This is a genomic window from Lentzea sp. NPDC051838 (genome assembly GCF_040681245.1).
Lineage (GTDB): Bacteria > Actinomycetota > Actinomycetes > Mycobacteriales > Pseudonocardiaceae > Lentzea.
On record NZ_JBFAYI010000007.1, the window covers coordinates 142946 to 157710 of the forward strand.

General features: G+C 69.0%; 14 protein-coding genes. 6 read left to right on the plus strand and 8 right to left on the minus strand.

The genetic code is table 11. The features are described 5' to 3' along the window. Nucleotides 1–30: 30 nt before the first annotated feature. From dmpG to AB0M24_RS18825, 3 genes are read right to left on the minus strand one after another with little or no spacing between them, the layout of a single operon-like run. Nucleotides 31–1029, minus strand: coding sequence for a 4-hydroxy-2-oxovalerate aldolase (dmpG, locus tag AB0M24_RS18815; RefSeq protein WP_363768737.1), 999 nt, complete (start codon nucleotides 1027–1029; stop codon nucleotides 31–33). Beyond that, nucleotides 1026–1943 (minus strand): acetaldehyde dehydrogenase (acetylating), encoded by a 918-nt coding sequence (locus AB0M24_RS18820; protein WP_363768740.1) that lies wholly within the window; start codon nucleotides 1941–1943, stop codon nucleotides 1026–1028. Before AB0M24_RS18820 ends, dmpG begins: the two co-directional genes overlap by 4 nt. Beyond that, the gene (locus tag AB0M24_RS18825) at nucleotides 1940–2713 is read right to left on the minus strand and encodes a fumarylacetoacetate hydrolase family protein (protein ID WP_363768743.1); all 774 of its coding nucleotides are present in this window, start codon (nucleotides 2711–2713) and stop codon (nucleotides 1940–1942) included. Before AB0M24_RS18825 ends, AB0M24_RS18820 begins: the two co-directional genes overlap by 4 nt. A gap of 79 nt (nucleotides 2714–2792) precedes the next feature. Between AB0M24_RS18825 and AB0M24_RS18830 the strand changes: the two genes are divergently transcribed. Continuing rightward, complete coding sequence (locus AB0M24_RS18830; RefSeq protein WP_363768746.1) at nucleotides 2793–3557, plus strand: IclR family transcriptional regulator; 765 nt, start codon at nucleotides 2793–2795, stop codon at nucleotides 3555–3557. Nucleotides 3558–3649: 92 nt separating this feature from the next. On the opposite strand, the gene AB0M24_RS18835 is transcribed toward AB0M24_RS18830, so the two are convergent. Next, nucleotides 3650–4657 (minus strand): DUF2891 domain-containing protein, encoded by a 1008-nt coding sequence (locus tag AB0M24_RS18835; protein ID WP_363768750.1) that lies wholly within the window; start codon nucleotides 4655–4657, stop codon nucleotides 3650–3652. Nucleotides 4658–4821: 164 nt separating this feature from the next. Here AB0M24_RS18835 and AB0M24_RS18840 point away from each other — a divergent pair, with 164 nt between their 5' ends. Then, a complete protein-coding gene (locus AB0M24_RS18840; protein ID WP_363768753.1) occupies nucleotides 4822–6210 on the plus strand; it encodes a class II 3-deoxy-7-phosphoheptulonate synthase in 1389 nt (462 codons plus the stop codon). Between the two features lie 70 nt (nucleotides 6211–6280). Here AB0M24_RS18840 and pknB read toward each other — a convergent pair whose 3' ends face one another. After that, nucleotides 6281–8296: a Stk1 family PASTA domain-containing Ser/Thr kinase gene (gene pknB, locus AB0M24_RS18845; RefSeq protein ID WP_363768756.1), complete on the minus strand. Its 2016-nt coding sequence runs from the start codon at nucleotides 8294–8296 to the stop codon at nucleotides 6281–6283. Between the two features lie 77 nt (nucleotides 8297–8373). Here pknB and AB0M24_RS18850 point away from each other — a divergent pair, with 77 nt between their 5' ends. Together AB0M24_RS18850 and AB0M24_RS18855 are read left to right on the plus strand one after the other, a co-directional pair. Next, nucleotides 8374–8739: an Rv2175c family DNA-binding protein gene (locus tag AB0M24_RS18850; protein WP_363768759.1), complete on the plus strand. Its 366-nt coding sequence runs from the start codon at nucleotides 8374–8376 to the stop codon at nucleotides 8737–8739. A 69-nt stretch (nucleotides 8740–8808) separates the two neighbouring features. Continuing rightward, the gene (locus AB0M24_RS18855) at nucleotides 8809–9231 is read left to right on the plus strand and encodes a hypothetical protein (protein WP_363768762.1); all 423 of its coding nucleotides are present in this window, start codon (nucleotides 8809–8811) and stop codon (nucleotides 9229–9231) included. A 17-nt stretch (nucleotides 9232–9248) separates the two neighbouring features. Here the strand turns inward: AB0M24_RS18855 and AB0M24_RS18860 are convergent, their stop codons facing one another. Both AB0M24_RS18860 and AB0M24_RS18865 read right to left on the minus strand, forming a co-directional pair. Then, nucleotides 9249–10103, minus strand: coding sequence for a phytoene/squalene synthase family protein (locus AB0M24_RS18860; protein ID WP_363768765.1), 855 nt, complete (start codon nucleotides 10101–10103; stop codon nucleotides 9249–9251). A 56-nt stretch (nucleotides 10104–10159) separates the two neighbouring features. Then, the gene (locus AB0M24_RS18865; protein WP_363768768.1) at nucleotides 10160–11227 is read right to left on the minus strand and encodes a polyprenyl synthetase family protein; all 1068 of its coding nucleotides are present in this window, start codon (nucleotides 11225–11227) and stop codon (nucleotides 10160–10162) included. Nucleotides 11228–11354: 127 nt separating this feature from the next. On the opposite strand from AB0M24_RS18865, the gene metF reads away from it, so the two are divergent. Next, nucleotides 11355–12236, plus strand: a complete 882-nt coding sequence (gene metF / locus AB0M24_RS18870; protein WP_363768771.1) for a methylenetetrahydrofolate reductase [NAD(P)H] — start codon at nucleotides 11355–11357, stop codon at nucleotides 12234–12236. Here metF and AB0M24_RS18875 read toward each other — a convergent pair. Next, nucleotides 12233–12886 carry a DUF3153 domain-containing protein gene (locus AB0M24_RS18875; RefSeq protein WP_363768774.1) on the minus strand — a complete coding sequence of 218 codons (654 nt, stop codon included), beginning with the start codon at nucleotides 12884–12886 and terminating at the stop codon, nucleotides 12233–12235. The two genes, metF and AB0M24_RS18875, sit on opposite strands and share 4 nt — an antisense overlap. Nucleotides 12887–13004: 118 nt before the next feature. Between AB0M24_RS18875 and AB0M24_RS18880 the strand changes: the two genes are divergently transcribed. Beyond that, nucleotides 13005–14657 (plus strand): DUF885 domain-containing protein, encoded by a 1653-nt coding sequence (locus AB0M24_RS18880; RefSeq protein WP_363768777.1) that lies wholly within the window; start codon nucleotides 13005–13007, stop codon nucleotides 14655–14657. Nucleotides 14658–14765: the final 108 nt, after the last annotated feature.

Sequence of the window (14765 nt, forward strand, 5' to 3'; positions counted from 1 at the left end):
CAGTTGTTTGATTCTCGGGTGTTTGAACCTCTAACGCGTGAGATCCAAGGCGATGTCGGTGAGCATGTCCTCCTGACCGCCCACCAGGCGCCGGCGTCCGGCTTCCAGCAGGAGGTCGCGGACGTCGGCGCCGGTGCGTTGGGCGGCTATGTCGGCGTGGCGCAGGAACGAGCCGTAGACGCCCGCGTAGCCGAGGGTCAGGCTCTCGCGGTCGACTCGGACCGGGCGGTCCATCAGCGGACGGACCAGGTCGTCGGCGGCGTCCTGGAGTGCGAACAGGTCTGCGTCGTGCTGCCAGCCTCTGATGTTCGCGACAGCCACCAACGGTTCGATGGGGCAGTTACCGGCGCCTGCTCCGAGACCGGCGAGAGAGGCATCAACTCTCGTTACACCCTCTTCCACGGCTGCGATCGAGTTCGCGACGGCCAGTGAGAGGTTCTCATGAGCGTGAATACCTATCTCAGTAGTTACATCCAGTAACTCGCGATAGGCCCGCACGCGGTCGCGAACGTCGTCGGGCAGCAGACGGCCGCCGGAGTCCGTCACGTATACGCAGTGCGCACCGTAGGACTCCATCAGCTTCGCCTGCCGTGCGAGTTCCTGTGGTTCGGCGAGGTGACTCATCATCAGGAACCCCGACACGTCCATGCCCAGGTCGCGCGCGCCGGCGATGTGCTGTGCCGCGATGTCGGCCTCGGTGCAGTGCGTGGCGATGCGTACGGACGTGACGCCGAGGCTGTGTGCGCGCTTGAGGTCGTGGAGAGTGCCGATGCCCGGTAGCAACAGCGTCGTGGGTTTGGCTTGCGTCAACGCTTCTGCCGCTGCGGCGATCCACTCCCAGTCGGTGTGGCTGCCGGGTCCGTAGACGAGTGATCCGCCGCTGAGTCCGTCGCCGTGCGAGACCTCGACGGCATCGACACCGGCGGCGTCCAGCGCTCGCGCGATCTCGGCGACCTTCGCCGGAGTGATCTTGTGGCGCAGGGCGTGCATGCCGTCCCTGATCGTCACGTCCTGCAGGTAGATCCTCATGCCGCCGCCATCGTCTCGGCGACCCTGAGAGCCGCACTGGTCATGATGTCCAAGTTGCCCGCGTACGCCGGGAGGTAGTCCGCCGCGCCTTCGACCTCCAGCAGCACCGTGACCTGGTGGGTGACCGGGGTTTCGGTGAGCGTGTGAGGCTGGTCGACCGGGTTGATCTGCACCTGTTGTTTGAGTCGGTAGCCGGGGACGTACGTGGCGACCTCGGCGACCATCTGCTCGACGGAGGCACGGATCCGTTGGTGTGTCTCGGGGTTCGCCGCGTCGACCAGGGCGAGCACGGTGTCGCGCATGGTGATCGGCGGGTCGGCGGGGTTCAGCACGATGACGGCCTTGCCCCTGGCCGCGCCACCGACCGCGGCGATGGCGTGCGAGGTCGTCTCGGTGAACTCGTCGATGTTCGCGCGCGTGCCCGGTCCTGCTGAGCGGGACGCGATCGACGCGACGATCTCCGCGTACGGCACGGGCGTGATCTTCCCGATGGCGGCGACGATCGGGATCGTGGCCTGGCCACCGCACGTGACCATGTTGAGGTTCGGCGCGTCGAGGTGCTCGCGCAGGTTCACCGTCGGCACGACCATCGGCCCGATCGCGGCCGGAGTGAGGTCGATGACCCGTTTGCCATGCGCGGCAAGGATCTCCGCGTGCTTCTCGTGCGCTCTGGCGGAGGTGGCGTCGAAGACGATCTCGATGTCGTCGAAGCCGGGCATGGCGATGAGCCCGTCGATGCCGTCCGCTGTCGTCGCGACGCCGAGCTTTCGGGCCTTGGCGAGACCGTCCGACGCGGGGTCGATGCCGACCAGCGCCGCGACTTCCAGCGCGGTGGACCGCTTGAGCACCTTGATGACGAGGTCGGTGCCGATGTTCCCGGAACCGATCACCGCGACCTTCACCGGAGCATTCACTGGGCCTCCTCCCCGAACGACGCCGAGACCGATCCGAGCCCGGTGAACACGGCCTCGACGTGGTCGCCCGCCCGCACTGGCACGACCGGGCCGAGCGCGCCGCTGAGCACGACGTCGCCCGCCCGCAACGGATCTCCGAGGTTCGCGGCGGTGGTGGCGAGCCAGGCGAGCGCGCTGAGCGGGTCGCCCAGGCAGGCGGCGCCGGTACCGGTGGAGCGTTCGACGCCGTTGACCTTGAGCACCATCGACACCTCGCGCGGCACGACGTCGGTGACCTGCTCGGTGCCGAGCACGAACAGTCCTGCCGAGGCGTTGTCCGCGACCGTGTCGGCGAACGTGATGTCCCAGCCCGCGATCCGGCTGTCCACGATCTCCAGCGAGGCCAGCACGTACCCGACCGCGCCGGCGACGACGTCCTCGTCGAACGGCCCGGTGGCGAGGTCCGCCTTCAGCACGAACGCCACCTCCGCCTCGACCCGCGGCTGCAGCAGCCTTCCCGTGGGCAGCACGTCGCCGTCCTTGTAGGCCATGTCGTCCAGCAGCACCCCGAAGTCCGGCTGGCCGACGCCGAGCTGACGCTGGACCGCCTCCGACGTGAGGCCGATCTTGCGTCCGACCGCGGTCGCGCCCTCCGCGAGCCGAGCCGCGATGTTGTGCTGCTGCACCGCGTACGCCTCGTCGTCGCCGATGAGATCCCGAACCGGCGCACAGGGCACGCGATCCCGGGTCGCGGTGGCGAGCCGCGCCGCTGCCGTGCTGACGTTGTCCATGCCGACATCGTGGCCGCGCCCGTCGCCTCACCGGCACCGAAAAGTTCTGGTGAGCGGAACTCCGTGGCACCATCGGGTGATGACCGACGTGCCGAACACCCTGCTGGGCAAGGTGATGTCGGTGCTCAACGCCTTCGGCCCGGACGACGACGAGCTCGGTTTCGCCGAACTGGGCAGGCGCACTGGCCTGTCGAAGTCGACACTGCACCGCCTGCTGGGCGAGCTCACCGACACCCGGCTGCTCGACCGCACCCCGCGCGGCTACCGCCTGGGCGGCCACCTGTTCCAGCTGGGCATCCGGGCGTCGGTCGAACGCCGCCTGGTCGAGGTCTCCACCCCGTTCTTGGAAGACCTCTACGAACGCACCCACGAGACCGTCCACCTCGGACTCCTCGAAGGCCACGAGGTCGTCTACGCCGCCAAGATCGGCGGCCACCGCCAGGCGTCGTCCCCGTCCCGGCTCGGCGGACGCATGCCGCTGCACGCCACCGCCATCGGCAAGGCCCTGCTCGCCCACGCACCTTCTCCGGTGCGGGCCGAGGTGCTCGCCGCTCCGCTGGACCGCCGCACGCCGCGCACCGTCGTCACACCCGGCCGACTCCGCCGCCAGCTCACCGCCATCCGCGAGACCGGCGTGGCCTACGAGTTCGAGGAGTCCCGGATCGGCCTCGCCTGCGTGGCCTCCCCGGTGCTCGGCCACGACGGCGCCGTCGTCGCCGCGGTCAGCGTCGCGGGCCCGACCACCCGGTTCGACCCCCGCACCCACGCGGCCTCGGTGCACGCGGCAGCGACCGGAATCGCCCTCACCTTGATCCGCCGCGCGGGCCTCGCCACCACCCCGTAAGCCCTTCTAACCAATATCCGATATATCAGTTATGCAAAAGACGTTTGCGGACGTCCGCAAACGTCTTTTGCATAAGGGGGTATTTGTGCTGGTCAGAAGGCTTTGACGTCGAGGTAGGCGGCGAAGGTGCCGAGCCAGTGGTCGGCCATGTAGCCGTGGCCGCCGAAGACGTAGGTCCACCCGGCCTCGCGGTGCGCGGCGGCGGCGGTGCGGGCCAGTGAGGCGTAGCGGTGGCCGGTCGGCAGCGAGTCGGCGATGGCTTCCCAGTTCCAGGCGCGGGACAGCGCGAGCCCGGCGAGGTGCGAGCCGTAGGGGTCGCTGGGGTCGTCGACCGGGAAGGGTTCGCGGAGCGCGCGCCACCGTTCTGTGTCGAGCTCCGGCAGGTAGGCGTCGAACCAGGCGCCGAACTCCGGGGTGTCGAGGGCGCGGCGCATCAGGTCGGCCGTCGTCAGCGCGGGGGAGAGGAAGTCGGCGGCGTCCGGCTCGAACCCGCCGTACGCGACCTCGTCCCGGTGCCATCGCAGGGCCGCGTCGATGCACGCCGACGCCAGCTCGAAGTCGCCGTTCACCTGAGCCGCGTCGAACACCAGCCCGGTCGCGAACGCGGTGTTGCCGTGCGTGCCGGTGCGCACCGGCAGGCGTGCCGCGGAGATCCACTCGAGCCAGCGGTCGCGCAGGACGTCGGCGATCGGCGCGACGGACCACGGCAGGCCGGAGGTGCGCAGTTCCGCGTCGAGCAGCAGCAGCCACGCCCACCCGTACGGCCGCTCCCAGTGGCGGCCCGCGGACGACGCGAAGAACGAGGCCTCGACCGCGCAGTTCTCGTGCGTGATCAGCTTGTCGAGAGCGTCACGGGCGAGGTCGGCGCCGGGCAGCGAGGGGCGCAGCCGCAGCAGCCGGACGGCGAGCCACGTCTGGTGCACGCACGAGTGCCAGTCGAACGACCCGGCGAACACGGGATGCAGCACCCGCTGCGGTATCAGCCGGTCGTCGCCGTCGATGACGTGCGACCAGTGCACCGGGTGATCGCGCTGGATGTTGTCGATCGCGATGGCCAGCAGCCGGGTCGCGGTGCCGTCATCCAATCGGGTGGCGTCCATGGCCACATCATGCAGTGCGGCATCTCAATAGGGCAGAGGGCGTTAGTTGACAAGTAACAGACTTCACTCGCCTGTACACCATCGAATGACGCCCATAACCACACCCTGGAACCGCTGACAGGCCCGGCCTGGTCTCTCAGTGTGGGACAACTAGGATGAGCAGCGTGAACTGGACCGTGGACGTGCCCATCGACACGCTTCCCGAGCTTCCGCCGCTGCCTCCCGAGATGCGCAAGCGCCTGGACGACGCCCTGTCGCGCCCGGCCGCCCAGCAGCCCGAATGGCCCGACGCCGAACAGGTGCGTCGCGTGCGGACCGTGCTCGAGAGCGTGCCGCCGATCACCGTGCCCGCCGAGATCGACCGGCTGCACACGCAACTGGCGCAGGTCGCGAACGGTGAGGCATTTCTTCTGCAGGGCGGTGACTGCGCGGAGACGTTCGCTGACAACACCGAGCCGCACATCCGCGCGAACATCCGGACCCTGCTGCAGATGGCCGTGGTGCTGACCTACGGCGCGAGCCTTCCCGTGGTGAAGGTCGGCCGCATCGCCGGCCAGTACGCCAAGCCGCGCTCGTCGGGCATCGACGCGCTCGGCCTGCCGTCCTACCGCGGCGACATCATCAACTCCCTGGTCGCGACGCCCGAAGCCCGTGTCGCCGACCCCGGTCGCATGATCCGCGCCTACGCGAACGCCGGCGCGGCCATGAACCTGCTGCGCGCCCTCACCGGCGCGGGTCTCGCCGACCTGCACCGCGTGCACGACTGGAACCGCGACTTCGTGCGCACCTCGCCCGCCGGCGAGCGCTACGAGGCCCTGGCCAGCGAGATCGACCGCGGTCTGAAGTTCATGTCGGCGTGCGGTGTCACCGACCAGTCGTTGCACGGCACGGAGATCTTCGCCTCGCACGAGGCGTTGCTGCTGGACTACGAGCGCGCGCTGCTGCGTCTGGACACCACGGGCGAGCAGCCGAAGCTGTACGACCTGTCGTCGCACTTCGTGTGGATCGGTGAGCGCACCCGTCAGCTCGACGGCGCGCACATCGCGTTCGCGGAGATGCTCGCGAACCCGATCGGCCTCAAGATCGGCCCCACGACGTCGCCCGAGATGGCCGTCGAGTACGTCGAGCGCCTCGACCCGCACAACACGCCCGGCCGCCTGACGCTGATCTCGCGCATGGGCAACCAGAAGGTCCGCGACGTGCTGCCCGCCATCATCGAGAAGGTCGAGGCGAGCGGCCACAAGGTCATCTGGCAGTGCGACCCGATGCACGGCAACACGCACGAGTCGAGCACCGGCTACAAGACCCGCCACTTCGACCGCATCGTCGACGAGGTCCAGGGCTTCTTCGAGGTGCACCGCAGGCTCGGCACGCACCCAGGCGGCATCCACATCGAGCTCACGGGTGAGGACGTCACCGAGTGCCTGGGCGGCGCGCAGGAGATCTCCGACGACGACCTCGCCGGCCGCTACGAGACGGCGTGCGACCCGCGCCTGAACACGCAGCAGTCGCTCGAGCTCGCGTTCCTCGTCGCCGAGATGCTGCGCTCGTAGGTTTCCTGAAGACGAGCTGAAGAACGAAGGGCCCCGCGTCGAGAACGCGGGGCCCTTGTCTTGTTCCTGGTCAGAGACCGAAGATCGTGATCTCCGTGCCGCGCCGGACCTTGCTGCCCGGTTGCGGGTTCTGGTTGAAGACGGTCGCGCTGTTGCTCCGGTTGAGCTCGACCTTCACCTTGAAGCCGCGCTCCTCGAGCTCCCTCTTCGCGTCCCGGACCTTCTGCCTGGTCACGTCCGGCACCTCGACCTCCGAGTTGTCCTGGAAGAACACGGTGACGCGCTTGTTCGCCGTTCCCTCCAGCACCGTGCCCGCGGGCGGATCGGTGCGGACCACGCGCGCGTCGTCGCCGTTGGCCGCGTCCTGACCGGTCGCCTCGACCGGCTCCAGACCGGCGCGCTGCAGCTCCGCGAACGCCTCGTCCTTCGTCTTGCCCTGCACGTTCGGCACCGGCCGGCGTGGCGCGGGACCCTTGCTGAGCACGAGGGTCACCGGGCTGTCGATCTTCACCGCGGTACCGGGACGCGGGTCCAGCGCCACGACCTTGCCGATCGGCACGGTGTCGTGGAACGCGTCCTTCGTCGGGTCCTTGACGGCCTTCAGGCCCGCGGACTCGATCTCCTTCGTCGCGGCCTCGACCTCGACGCCGACGTTGACGAACGGCACCACGGGCTTGCCCCGCGAGACGACGATCTTCACCTTGTCGTTCTTGCGCAGCTCCGTGCCCCCGGCGGGGTCGGTGCTGATGACCTGGCCGTTCGGCACGTCGTCCGACGGCACCTTGTCGACCAGAGCGGTGAGGTCCGCAGCTCTCACCAGCTGCGACGCGTTCGCCTCCGTCTGCCCGACCACCGCGGGAACGGCGGTCCAGCGGCCCGCGCCGAGGTACCAGGAGAACAGGCCGACGATCAGCACGAGCACGCCGACCACGGAGCCCCAGATGATGAAGAGCTTCTTGCGCCGCTTGCGCTCCGCCTCGACCGGGTCGATCTTCGGCTTCTTCGCGCGCGCCTGCGGTGGGCGGCGTCGTGGCTGCTCGGGACGCTGCATCGTGCGCGTGCCGGCGAGACCCGGCGGCGGCGTCGGCGGGCCCGTGTTGATCGTCGTCATGGCCGGCTGGAGCGGCTGCACCGGCCGGGTCGCCTCGGCGATCGACGGGGGAGTGGCGCCGACCGCGACCGGAACCGGTCGCATGACCATCGTCTTGTCGTTCTCGGGCGCGGAGCCGGGAACGGGCACCGGCTGCGGCGTGAGGCCCAGCTCGGACCCCACCCGCTCGAGCTCCGAGAGGAACGCGTCGGCGTTGAGCGGACGCAGCGACGGGTCGCGCCGCGTCGCCTTGCGGACCAGCGTGTCGAGCGCCAGCGGGATCTCGGGAATCGACGGGACGTCGTTGTTGACGTGCTGGTAGGCCACCGAGATGGGCGTCTCGCCGCGGTACGGCGCCTGACCGGCCAGCATCTCGTAGAGCACGATTCCGGCCGCGTAGACGTCACTGCGCGCGTCCGCGGAGCCCGTCTCCACCTGTTCGGGTGAGAGGTAGGCCACAGTTCCGAGGATCTCGCTGTCGCTCGTGACGCCGTTCCCGCCGATCGCGCGAGCCAGGCCGAAGTCCGCCACCTTGACCTGGCCACCCGGCCCGATCAGCACGTTCTCCGGCTTCACGTCGCGGTGCACCAGTCCGGCGCGGTGGGCGGCGCCCAACGCGGACAGCACAGGCCCCAGGACGCTCAACGCCACGGCCGGAGGGAGCTTGCCGCGCTGATTCAGCAGGTCACGGAGGTTGCCGCCGTCGATCAGCTCCATCACCAGGTACACCTGGTCACCGTCGACGCCCTGGTCGTGCACGGACACCACGGCCGGGTGATGCAACTGAGCTGCCGCGCGTGCCTCGCGTTCGAAGCGCGCGACGAAAGCAGGGTCCGCCGTCAGGTGCGGATCCATCACCTTGATGGCCACATCGCGATCGAGGCGGGTGTCGCGACCTCGATAGACGGTGGACATGCCACCGCGCGCGAGCACGGAGTCCACCCGGTAGCGCTGCTCGAGCAGTCCACCCATCACGTTCGAAACCGACCTCTCCACAGTGCGAGATGGTAAAGCTCAGGATGACCCGGTTGGCGGAAGGGCGTTCACAGTTCGGTTATGGCATCGTGACCCCCGTGAGTGCGATTCCTGCCGCTGCGGATGTACTGGCTGCCGACCTGGAGGTTCTTCCTCTCCCCGAGGTGGCCGACCGAATGGGGCTTCCGGTCACCCGGATCCACCAACTGCTGCGCGACGGGCAACTGCTCGCCGTGCGCCGGGACGGCGTTCTCGTCGTTCCCGAAGCGTTTCTCGCCGCCGGAACGGTGGTGAAGGGTCTGCCGGGCACCATCACGGTGCTGCGCGACCAGAACTTCTCCACGGACGAGATTCTGCGCTGGCTCTTCACGGAGGACGAGAGCCTCCCTGGCACTCCGATCGAAGCATTGCGCGGAGACCGTGGGCGTGAGGTAAAGCGACGCGCGCAAGCCATGGGCTTCTAGTTCACACGATGCGGCGGTTCCGGGCGTCTCCCCAGGCGGGAGACGCCCGGAACCCCTGAACTGGTGCGCATGATCACCAAGACTCTTGCCGCCGGTCTCACCGTGCTCGGCCTGCTGTTCTCGCCGGCTGTCGCTACTGGGATCGCTTCTGGGGCGCCCGCTGTGCACGCCAAGCCCACGACGCTCGAGCTCGACGCGGGTGGCGCCCAGGTCAAGCTCAAGAAGGGCAACCAGCTCCAGATCAAGGGCAAGCTCGGTGCCCAGGGCGGCCGGAGTGATGACCGTCAGCTGACGCTGGGGCTTGACGTCTTCGCCCAGGTCAGGGTCAACGCAGGCGTGTGGACGAACATCTTCACGAAGTCCTGCAGCCCGAACGCGCAGTTCACCGCCAAGGTGTCCATCGACGCGTCCGCCGACCTGCGCCTCTACTTCCCCGGCACGACGACGTACGCCTCGGCGACGTCCAACATCGTCGGCGTCGTCGTCCTCTAGCCCAGGTAACGCCGGGTTCATCGGACCATCGCGCGTGCGAGCAGTGCCCGGCCGGCGCCGGGCACTGCCACCGCGAGACGACGAGAGCCCGGCACGGCCACCCGCTGCCAGAGCACCTCGCAGCCGACCAGTCCCAAGATGTCGCGATACAGCGTGTACGCCGTCTGCATACAAGGCCGCGACACCGGCGACAGCATCGCGATCCCCGGCTCAGCGGACTGATATATCGCATACGAGTGCGCGACGAGGTCGTCCAGCGCCCGTTGCACCCGGACGTTTGCGCGTCGATGACAACGAACCCATTGCAAAAGGTCGCGGTCGACGCCGTGCGCGCCGAGGACGTCCTGCGGCAGGTACACGCGGCCGCGGTCGAGGTCCTCGCCGACGTCGCGCAGGAAGTTCGTCAGCTGGAACGCCACGCCGAGCCGTGCCGCGTACGGTGCGGCCTCCTCGCGGGGGACGACGGTGCCGAGCACCGGCAGCATCTGCAGCCCGATGACCTCCGCCGAGCCGTGCATGTAGACGCCTAGCGCGTCGAGGTCGGCGTACTCGGTGACGTCGAGGTCCATCCGCATCGACGTGAGGAAGTCCGTGAAGAGCGACCTGTCGATGTCGTAGCGCTGCATCGTGTCCGCGAGAGCGAGCAACACCGGGTTCGAGGGCGTCTTGTCGAGGAGTCGTTCGAGCCTGTCGAGCTCACCCGCGCGGTCGTCGACGCCGGCCGCGTCGACGATCTCGTCGGCCCAGCGGGCGAATGCGTACAACGCGTGCACCGCTGGTCGTTGTTCGGGACGCAGCAGTGTCGTGGCCAGGAAGAACGTCTTGCCGTAGCGCGCGTTGATCCGGCGGCACGCGTCGTACGCGGATGCCATGTCCAATGTATTGGTGCTCGCTGCCATCGCCCGGACATGGTCGCACAGGGCTCGGATCAGAACGCCCGCTTCGTGGAGCTGATCGCGAGGTCGGCGAGCTTGGTCGCGGCGGGCTCGGCCACGGGCGCGGCGTCGAGGGCGGCGAGCGCGCTCTTCGTCAGTTCCTCGATGCGTTCCTCGACGGCGTCGACGGCGCCGACCTTCACGAGCGCGCGGCGGACCTCCTCGACGGTGTCGATGTCCAGGTCAGGCTTGCCCAGTGCGATATCCAATATATCGGCGCCGAACTGCATACCGAGTGCCACGAGCAGCGTGCGCTTGCCCTCGGCGAGGTCGTCACCGGCGGGCTTGCCGGTCACCTCCGGGTCGCCGAACACTCCGAGCAGGTCGTCGCGCAGCTGGAACGCGACGCCGATGTCGGCACCGAACGTCCGCAGCCCGTCGATGAGCTCCGCCGAGCCGCCCGCCATCGCCGCGCCCATGTGCAACGGCCGTTCGACGGTGTACGCGGCGGTCTTGAGCCGGTCGATCCGCAGCGCCGCGTCGGGGGAGGAGTCGCCCTGTGCCTGCGTCAGCACGTCGAGGTACTGGCCCGCGAGCATCTCGGTGCGCATGTCCCGCCACGGCTCGCTCATCCGCCGCAGCACCTCCGACGGCAGCCCGGCCGCGAAGAGCATGTCGTCGGCCCACGCCAGCGCGATGTCGCCGATCAGCACCGCCGCCGACATGCCGAACCGCTCCGACGACCCGAGCCAGCGCTGCTCGCGGTGCCGCGCGCCGAACGCGATGTGCACGGTCGGCTTGCCCCGGCGCACCGACGAGGCGTCCATCAGGTCGTCGTGGATCAGCGCGCACGCCTGGATCAGCTCCAGCGAGCTCACCGCCGTGAGCACCTCGTCCGCGAGCTCACCGTCGGGGTCGCCGCCGGCCGCCCGCCAGCCCCACCACGCGTAGGTCGGGCGGATGCGCTTGCCGCCGCCCAGCACGAAGTCCGAAAGCGCGTCCACCGCGCCCGCGAAGCTCGGGTCCATCGCCTCGCCGGACGCGCGCCGGGAGGCCAGGTACGTGGTCAACGCTTCTTCGACGTGCATGGGCAGCGCTACGTCGATGGGGTGGTGGGACACACCCCAATGGTCCGCTGTGTCCGGGACCACCCGCATGGCGGGGGCGGTCTGAAGCCTCGATGGAGCCTCGGGTACCACATGGTGAGCTGGAGTCTCACCTAGCGGAAGAACCACTAGGGTTGGGCCCATGACGTCGGTCGTGGAGCGCCTGCAGGGCCAGTCTCCCAAGTTCTCGGTCGAGTTCCTGCCACCGCGGGACGCCGAGGACGAGAAGATCCTGTGGAAGGCCGTCCGCGAGCTGGAAGGCCTCGACCCGGCGTTCGTGTCGATCACCTACGGAGCCGGCGGGTCGCGGCGGGACCGCACGATCCGCGCCACCGGCCGCATCGCGCAGGAGACGACGCTGCTGCCGGTCGCCCACCTGTGCGCCGTCGACCACTCGGTCGCCGAGCTGCGCAACGTGATCGGCTGGTACGCGGCGATCGGCGTGCGCAACGTCCTGGCGCTGCGCGGCGACCCTCCCGGCGACCCGATGGGCGAGTGGGTCGCGCACCCCGAAGGCCTCAACTACGCCGACGAGCTCGTGTCGCTCGTGCGCGAGCTGGGCGACTTCTGCGTCGGCGTGGCGGCGTTCCCGTACGGGCACCCGCGCTCGAACGACCTCGACACCGACCTGAAGTTCCTGCTGCGCAAGCTGAACGCGGGCGCGGACTACGCGGTGGCGCAGCTGTTCCACGAGCCGGAGCCGTTCCTGCGGCTGCGCGACAGGGTGGCGGACGCGGGCAGCCAGGCCGCGATCCTGCCCGGCATCATGCCGATGCTGTCGGCGCGAGGCCTGTCCAAGATCGTCGAGCTGTCCGGCGCCGACCTGCCCGTGGAGATCTCGCGCAGGCTCGAGCCGTACGCGGACGACGCGGCCGGCTTCCGCGCGACGGGCATCGACATCGCGACCGAGATGTGCCAGAAGCTGCTCGACGAGGGCGTTCCGGCGCTGCACTTCTACACGATGAACCGTGCCAAGGCGACGCGGGAAGTTTTGGGGCGCTTGGGTTTGGTAGCCCGCGCCTAGACCATCGCGCTGCGTTTGTGCGCGATGAGGGCGAGCACGACCACGATCAGCGCGGCACCACCGGTGAGTCCGGCGACGAGCAACGCCCAGCCGAGGAACGAACCGGACTCCTCGCCCGCGTACTGCACGGTCGCCTGGAGCATCGACGCCTGACCGGGCTTCGGAGACCACGCGATCGTGTTGTTCTCCTCCTCGCGGCCGTTGGTGTTCACGATCTTGCCGGGGAAGCTGACCTTGACCTGGATGTCCGCGCGTTCCACGGGCACCTGGGTGAGGTCGACCGAGCCCGACAACGTGACAAGATCACCCGACCGGCGGAAGTTCATGCTGTAGCGGCTGTTCGACGAACTGGTCGCCATGGACAGCGTGCGCATCTCGTCGAACGACAGCCCGTTGAAGAACAGCTGCGTGCCCGCGTACGACTCCACCCGGTACGGCTTGGTGGTGACGCGGCTCGCGAGCTCCGGCGGCACCTTCAGCTGGGGGCCGGGGTCGTTGTCCTGCGTGGGCGGCGTGGCCGCGACGATCTCACCCGAGATGCGGTCGTCGTCCGAGACGGCCATGGCCGCGTACACGCGAACGCAACCGCTCAACGAGAACAGGGTGAGCAGCAGGAAAACCGGCACCAGAAGTGCCCGGGATCGACGCACGGCGGACATCCTGCCAGTCCCCTCCAAACGACGCTGTATCTACCTTTGACCCTCCTTTGGTCGTGAGCTTGACTAACTACCTTTTGGTGTCGAGAACCGCCAGGTAGCGTCTCGCGCCATGGCATCGGTGCACGACATCAGCAACAAGTACGTCAGCGACTACGTTGCGCTCGACCCCATCACCGCCACCCACCTGGGGTTCGCGGGATCCGACGACCAGCTGACGGACTTCTCGCCGGAAGGGATCGCGGCACGCGACGAACTCGCTGTGCGCGCTCTCACCGAGATCACGGCCGCGACCCCCGCGGATGCTTCCGAGGACGCGGCGCGCGCCGTCTTCCTGGAGCGCGTGGGCCTGGAGCACGAGCTCTACGAGGCCGGGGAGTACGAGTCCTCGCTGAACGTGATCGCGAGCCCGATCCAGTCGTTGCGCGACATCTTCGACCACATGCCGACCGACACGCCGGAGCAGTGGGCCACGATCGGGCGGCGTCTTTCCGCCGTTCCCGCGGCTCTCGACGGTCTGCGCGCCTCCCTCACGCACGCCGCCTCCCGCGGCCACGTCTCCGCGCTGCGCCAGGTGACCAAGGTCGCCGAGCAGTGCGACACCTGGGCTTCGACGTTCTTCACGCCCTTCGTGGCCACGTCCGGTGCCGACGGCGCGCTGCGTTCGTCGCTGGACGCCGGTGCCGCCGCCGCTTCCTCCGCCTACGCCGAGTTCGCCTCGTTCCTGCGCACGACGCTGGCTTCGTCCGCGCCGGCGAAGGACGCCGTCGGCGAGGAGCGCTACCGCCTCGGCTCGCGCTACTTCACCGGCTCGCGGCTCGACCTGGCCGAGGCGTACGCGTGGGGCTGGGAGGAGTTCCTCGGCATCGAGGCTGAGATGAAGAAGGTCGCGGCCCGCCTGAAGCCGGGCGCGTCCCTGGCGGAGACGGCCGCCTACCTCGACGAGCACCCGCGCTACCAGGTCCACGGCCAGGACGGCCTGCAGGCGTGGATGCAGGAGCTCTCCGACAAGGCCCTGCTCGACCTGCGCGACGTGCACTTCGACCTGCCGGACGCGCTGATGAACCTCGAGTGCAAGATCGCCCCGCCCGGCGGTGGCGTCGGCGCCTACTACACGCCGCCGACCGCGGACTTCTCCCGCCCCGGCCGCATGTGGTGGTCGATCGCCGAGGGCAAGACGGTGTTCCCGACGTGGCGCGAGACGTCGACCGTCTACCACGAGGGCGTGCCCGGCCATCACCTCCAGTGCGCGACGGCGGTGTACCAGTCGGCGACGCTCAACGACTTCCAGCGCCTCATGTGCTGGGTCTCGGGTCACGGCGAGGGCTGGGCCCTGTACTCGGAACGCCTCATGCGCGAGCTCGGCTACCTCGACGACGACGGCGACCTGCTCGGCATGCTCGACGCGCACCTGTTCCGCGCGGCCCGCGTGATCATCGACATCGGCATGCACCTGGAGCTCGAGATCCCGGCCGGCACCGGATTCCACCCCGGCGAGCGCTGGACCCCCGAGCTCGGTCTCGAGTTCATGCTGACCCGCACGCTGCAGGAGCCCGCCGCCGCCCGCGACGAGCTCGACCGCTACCTCGGCTGGCCCGGTCAGGCCCCGGCGTACAAGATCGGCGAGCGCCTCTGGCTCGCCGCGCGCGAGGACGCCCGTGCCCGCAAGGGCGCCGACTTCGACCTCAAGCTCTTCCACAAGGAAGCCCTCGAGATGGGCTCGATGGGCCTCGACACCTTGCGTGAACGGTTGGCCGCTCTCTAGTCGCAGCTCGTTGCAAGGGTCTCTGACCTGCGCAAACCCATCCTTATGCAAAAAACGTTTGCGGACGTCCGCAAACGTTTTTTGCATAACTGATATATGGGATATCGG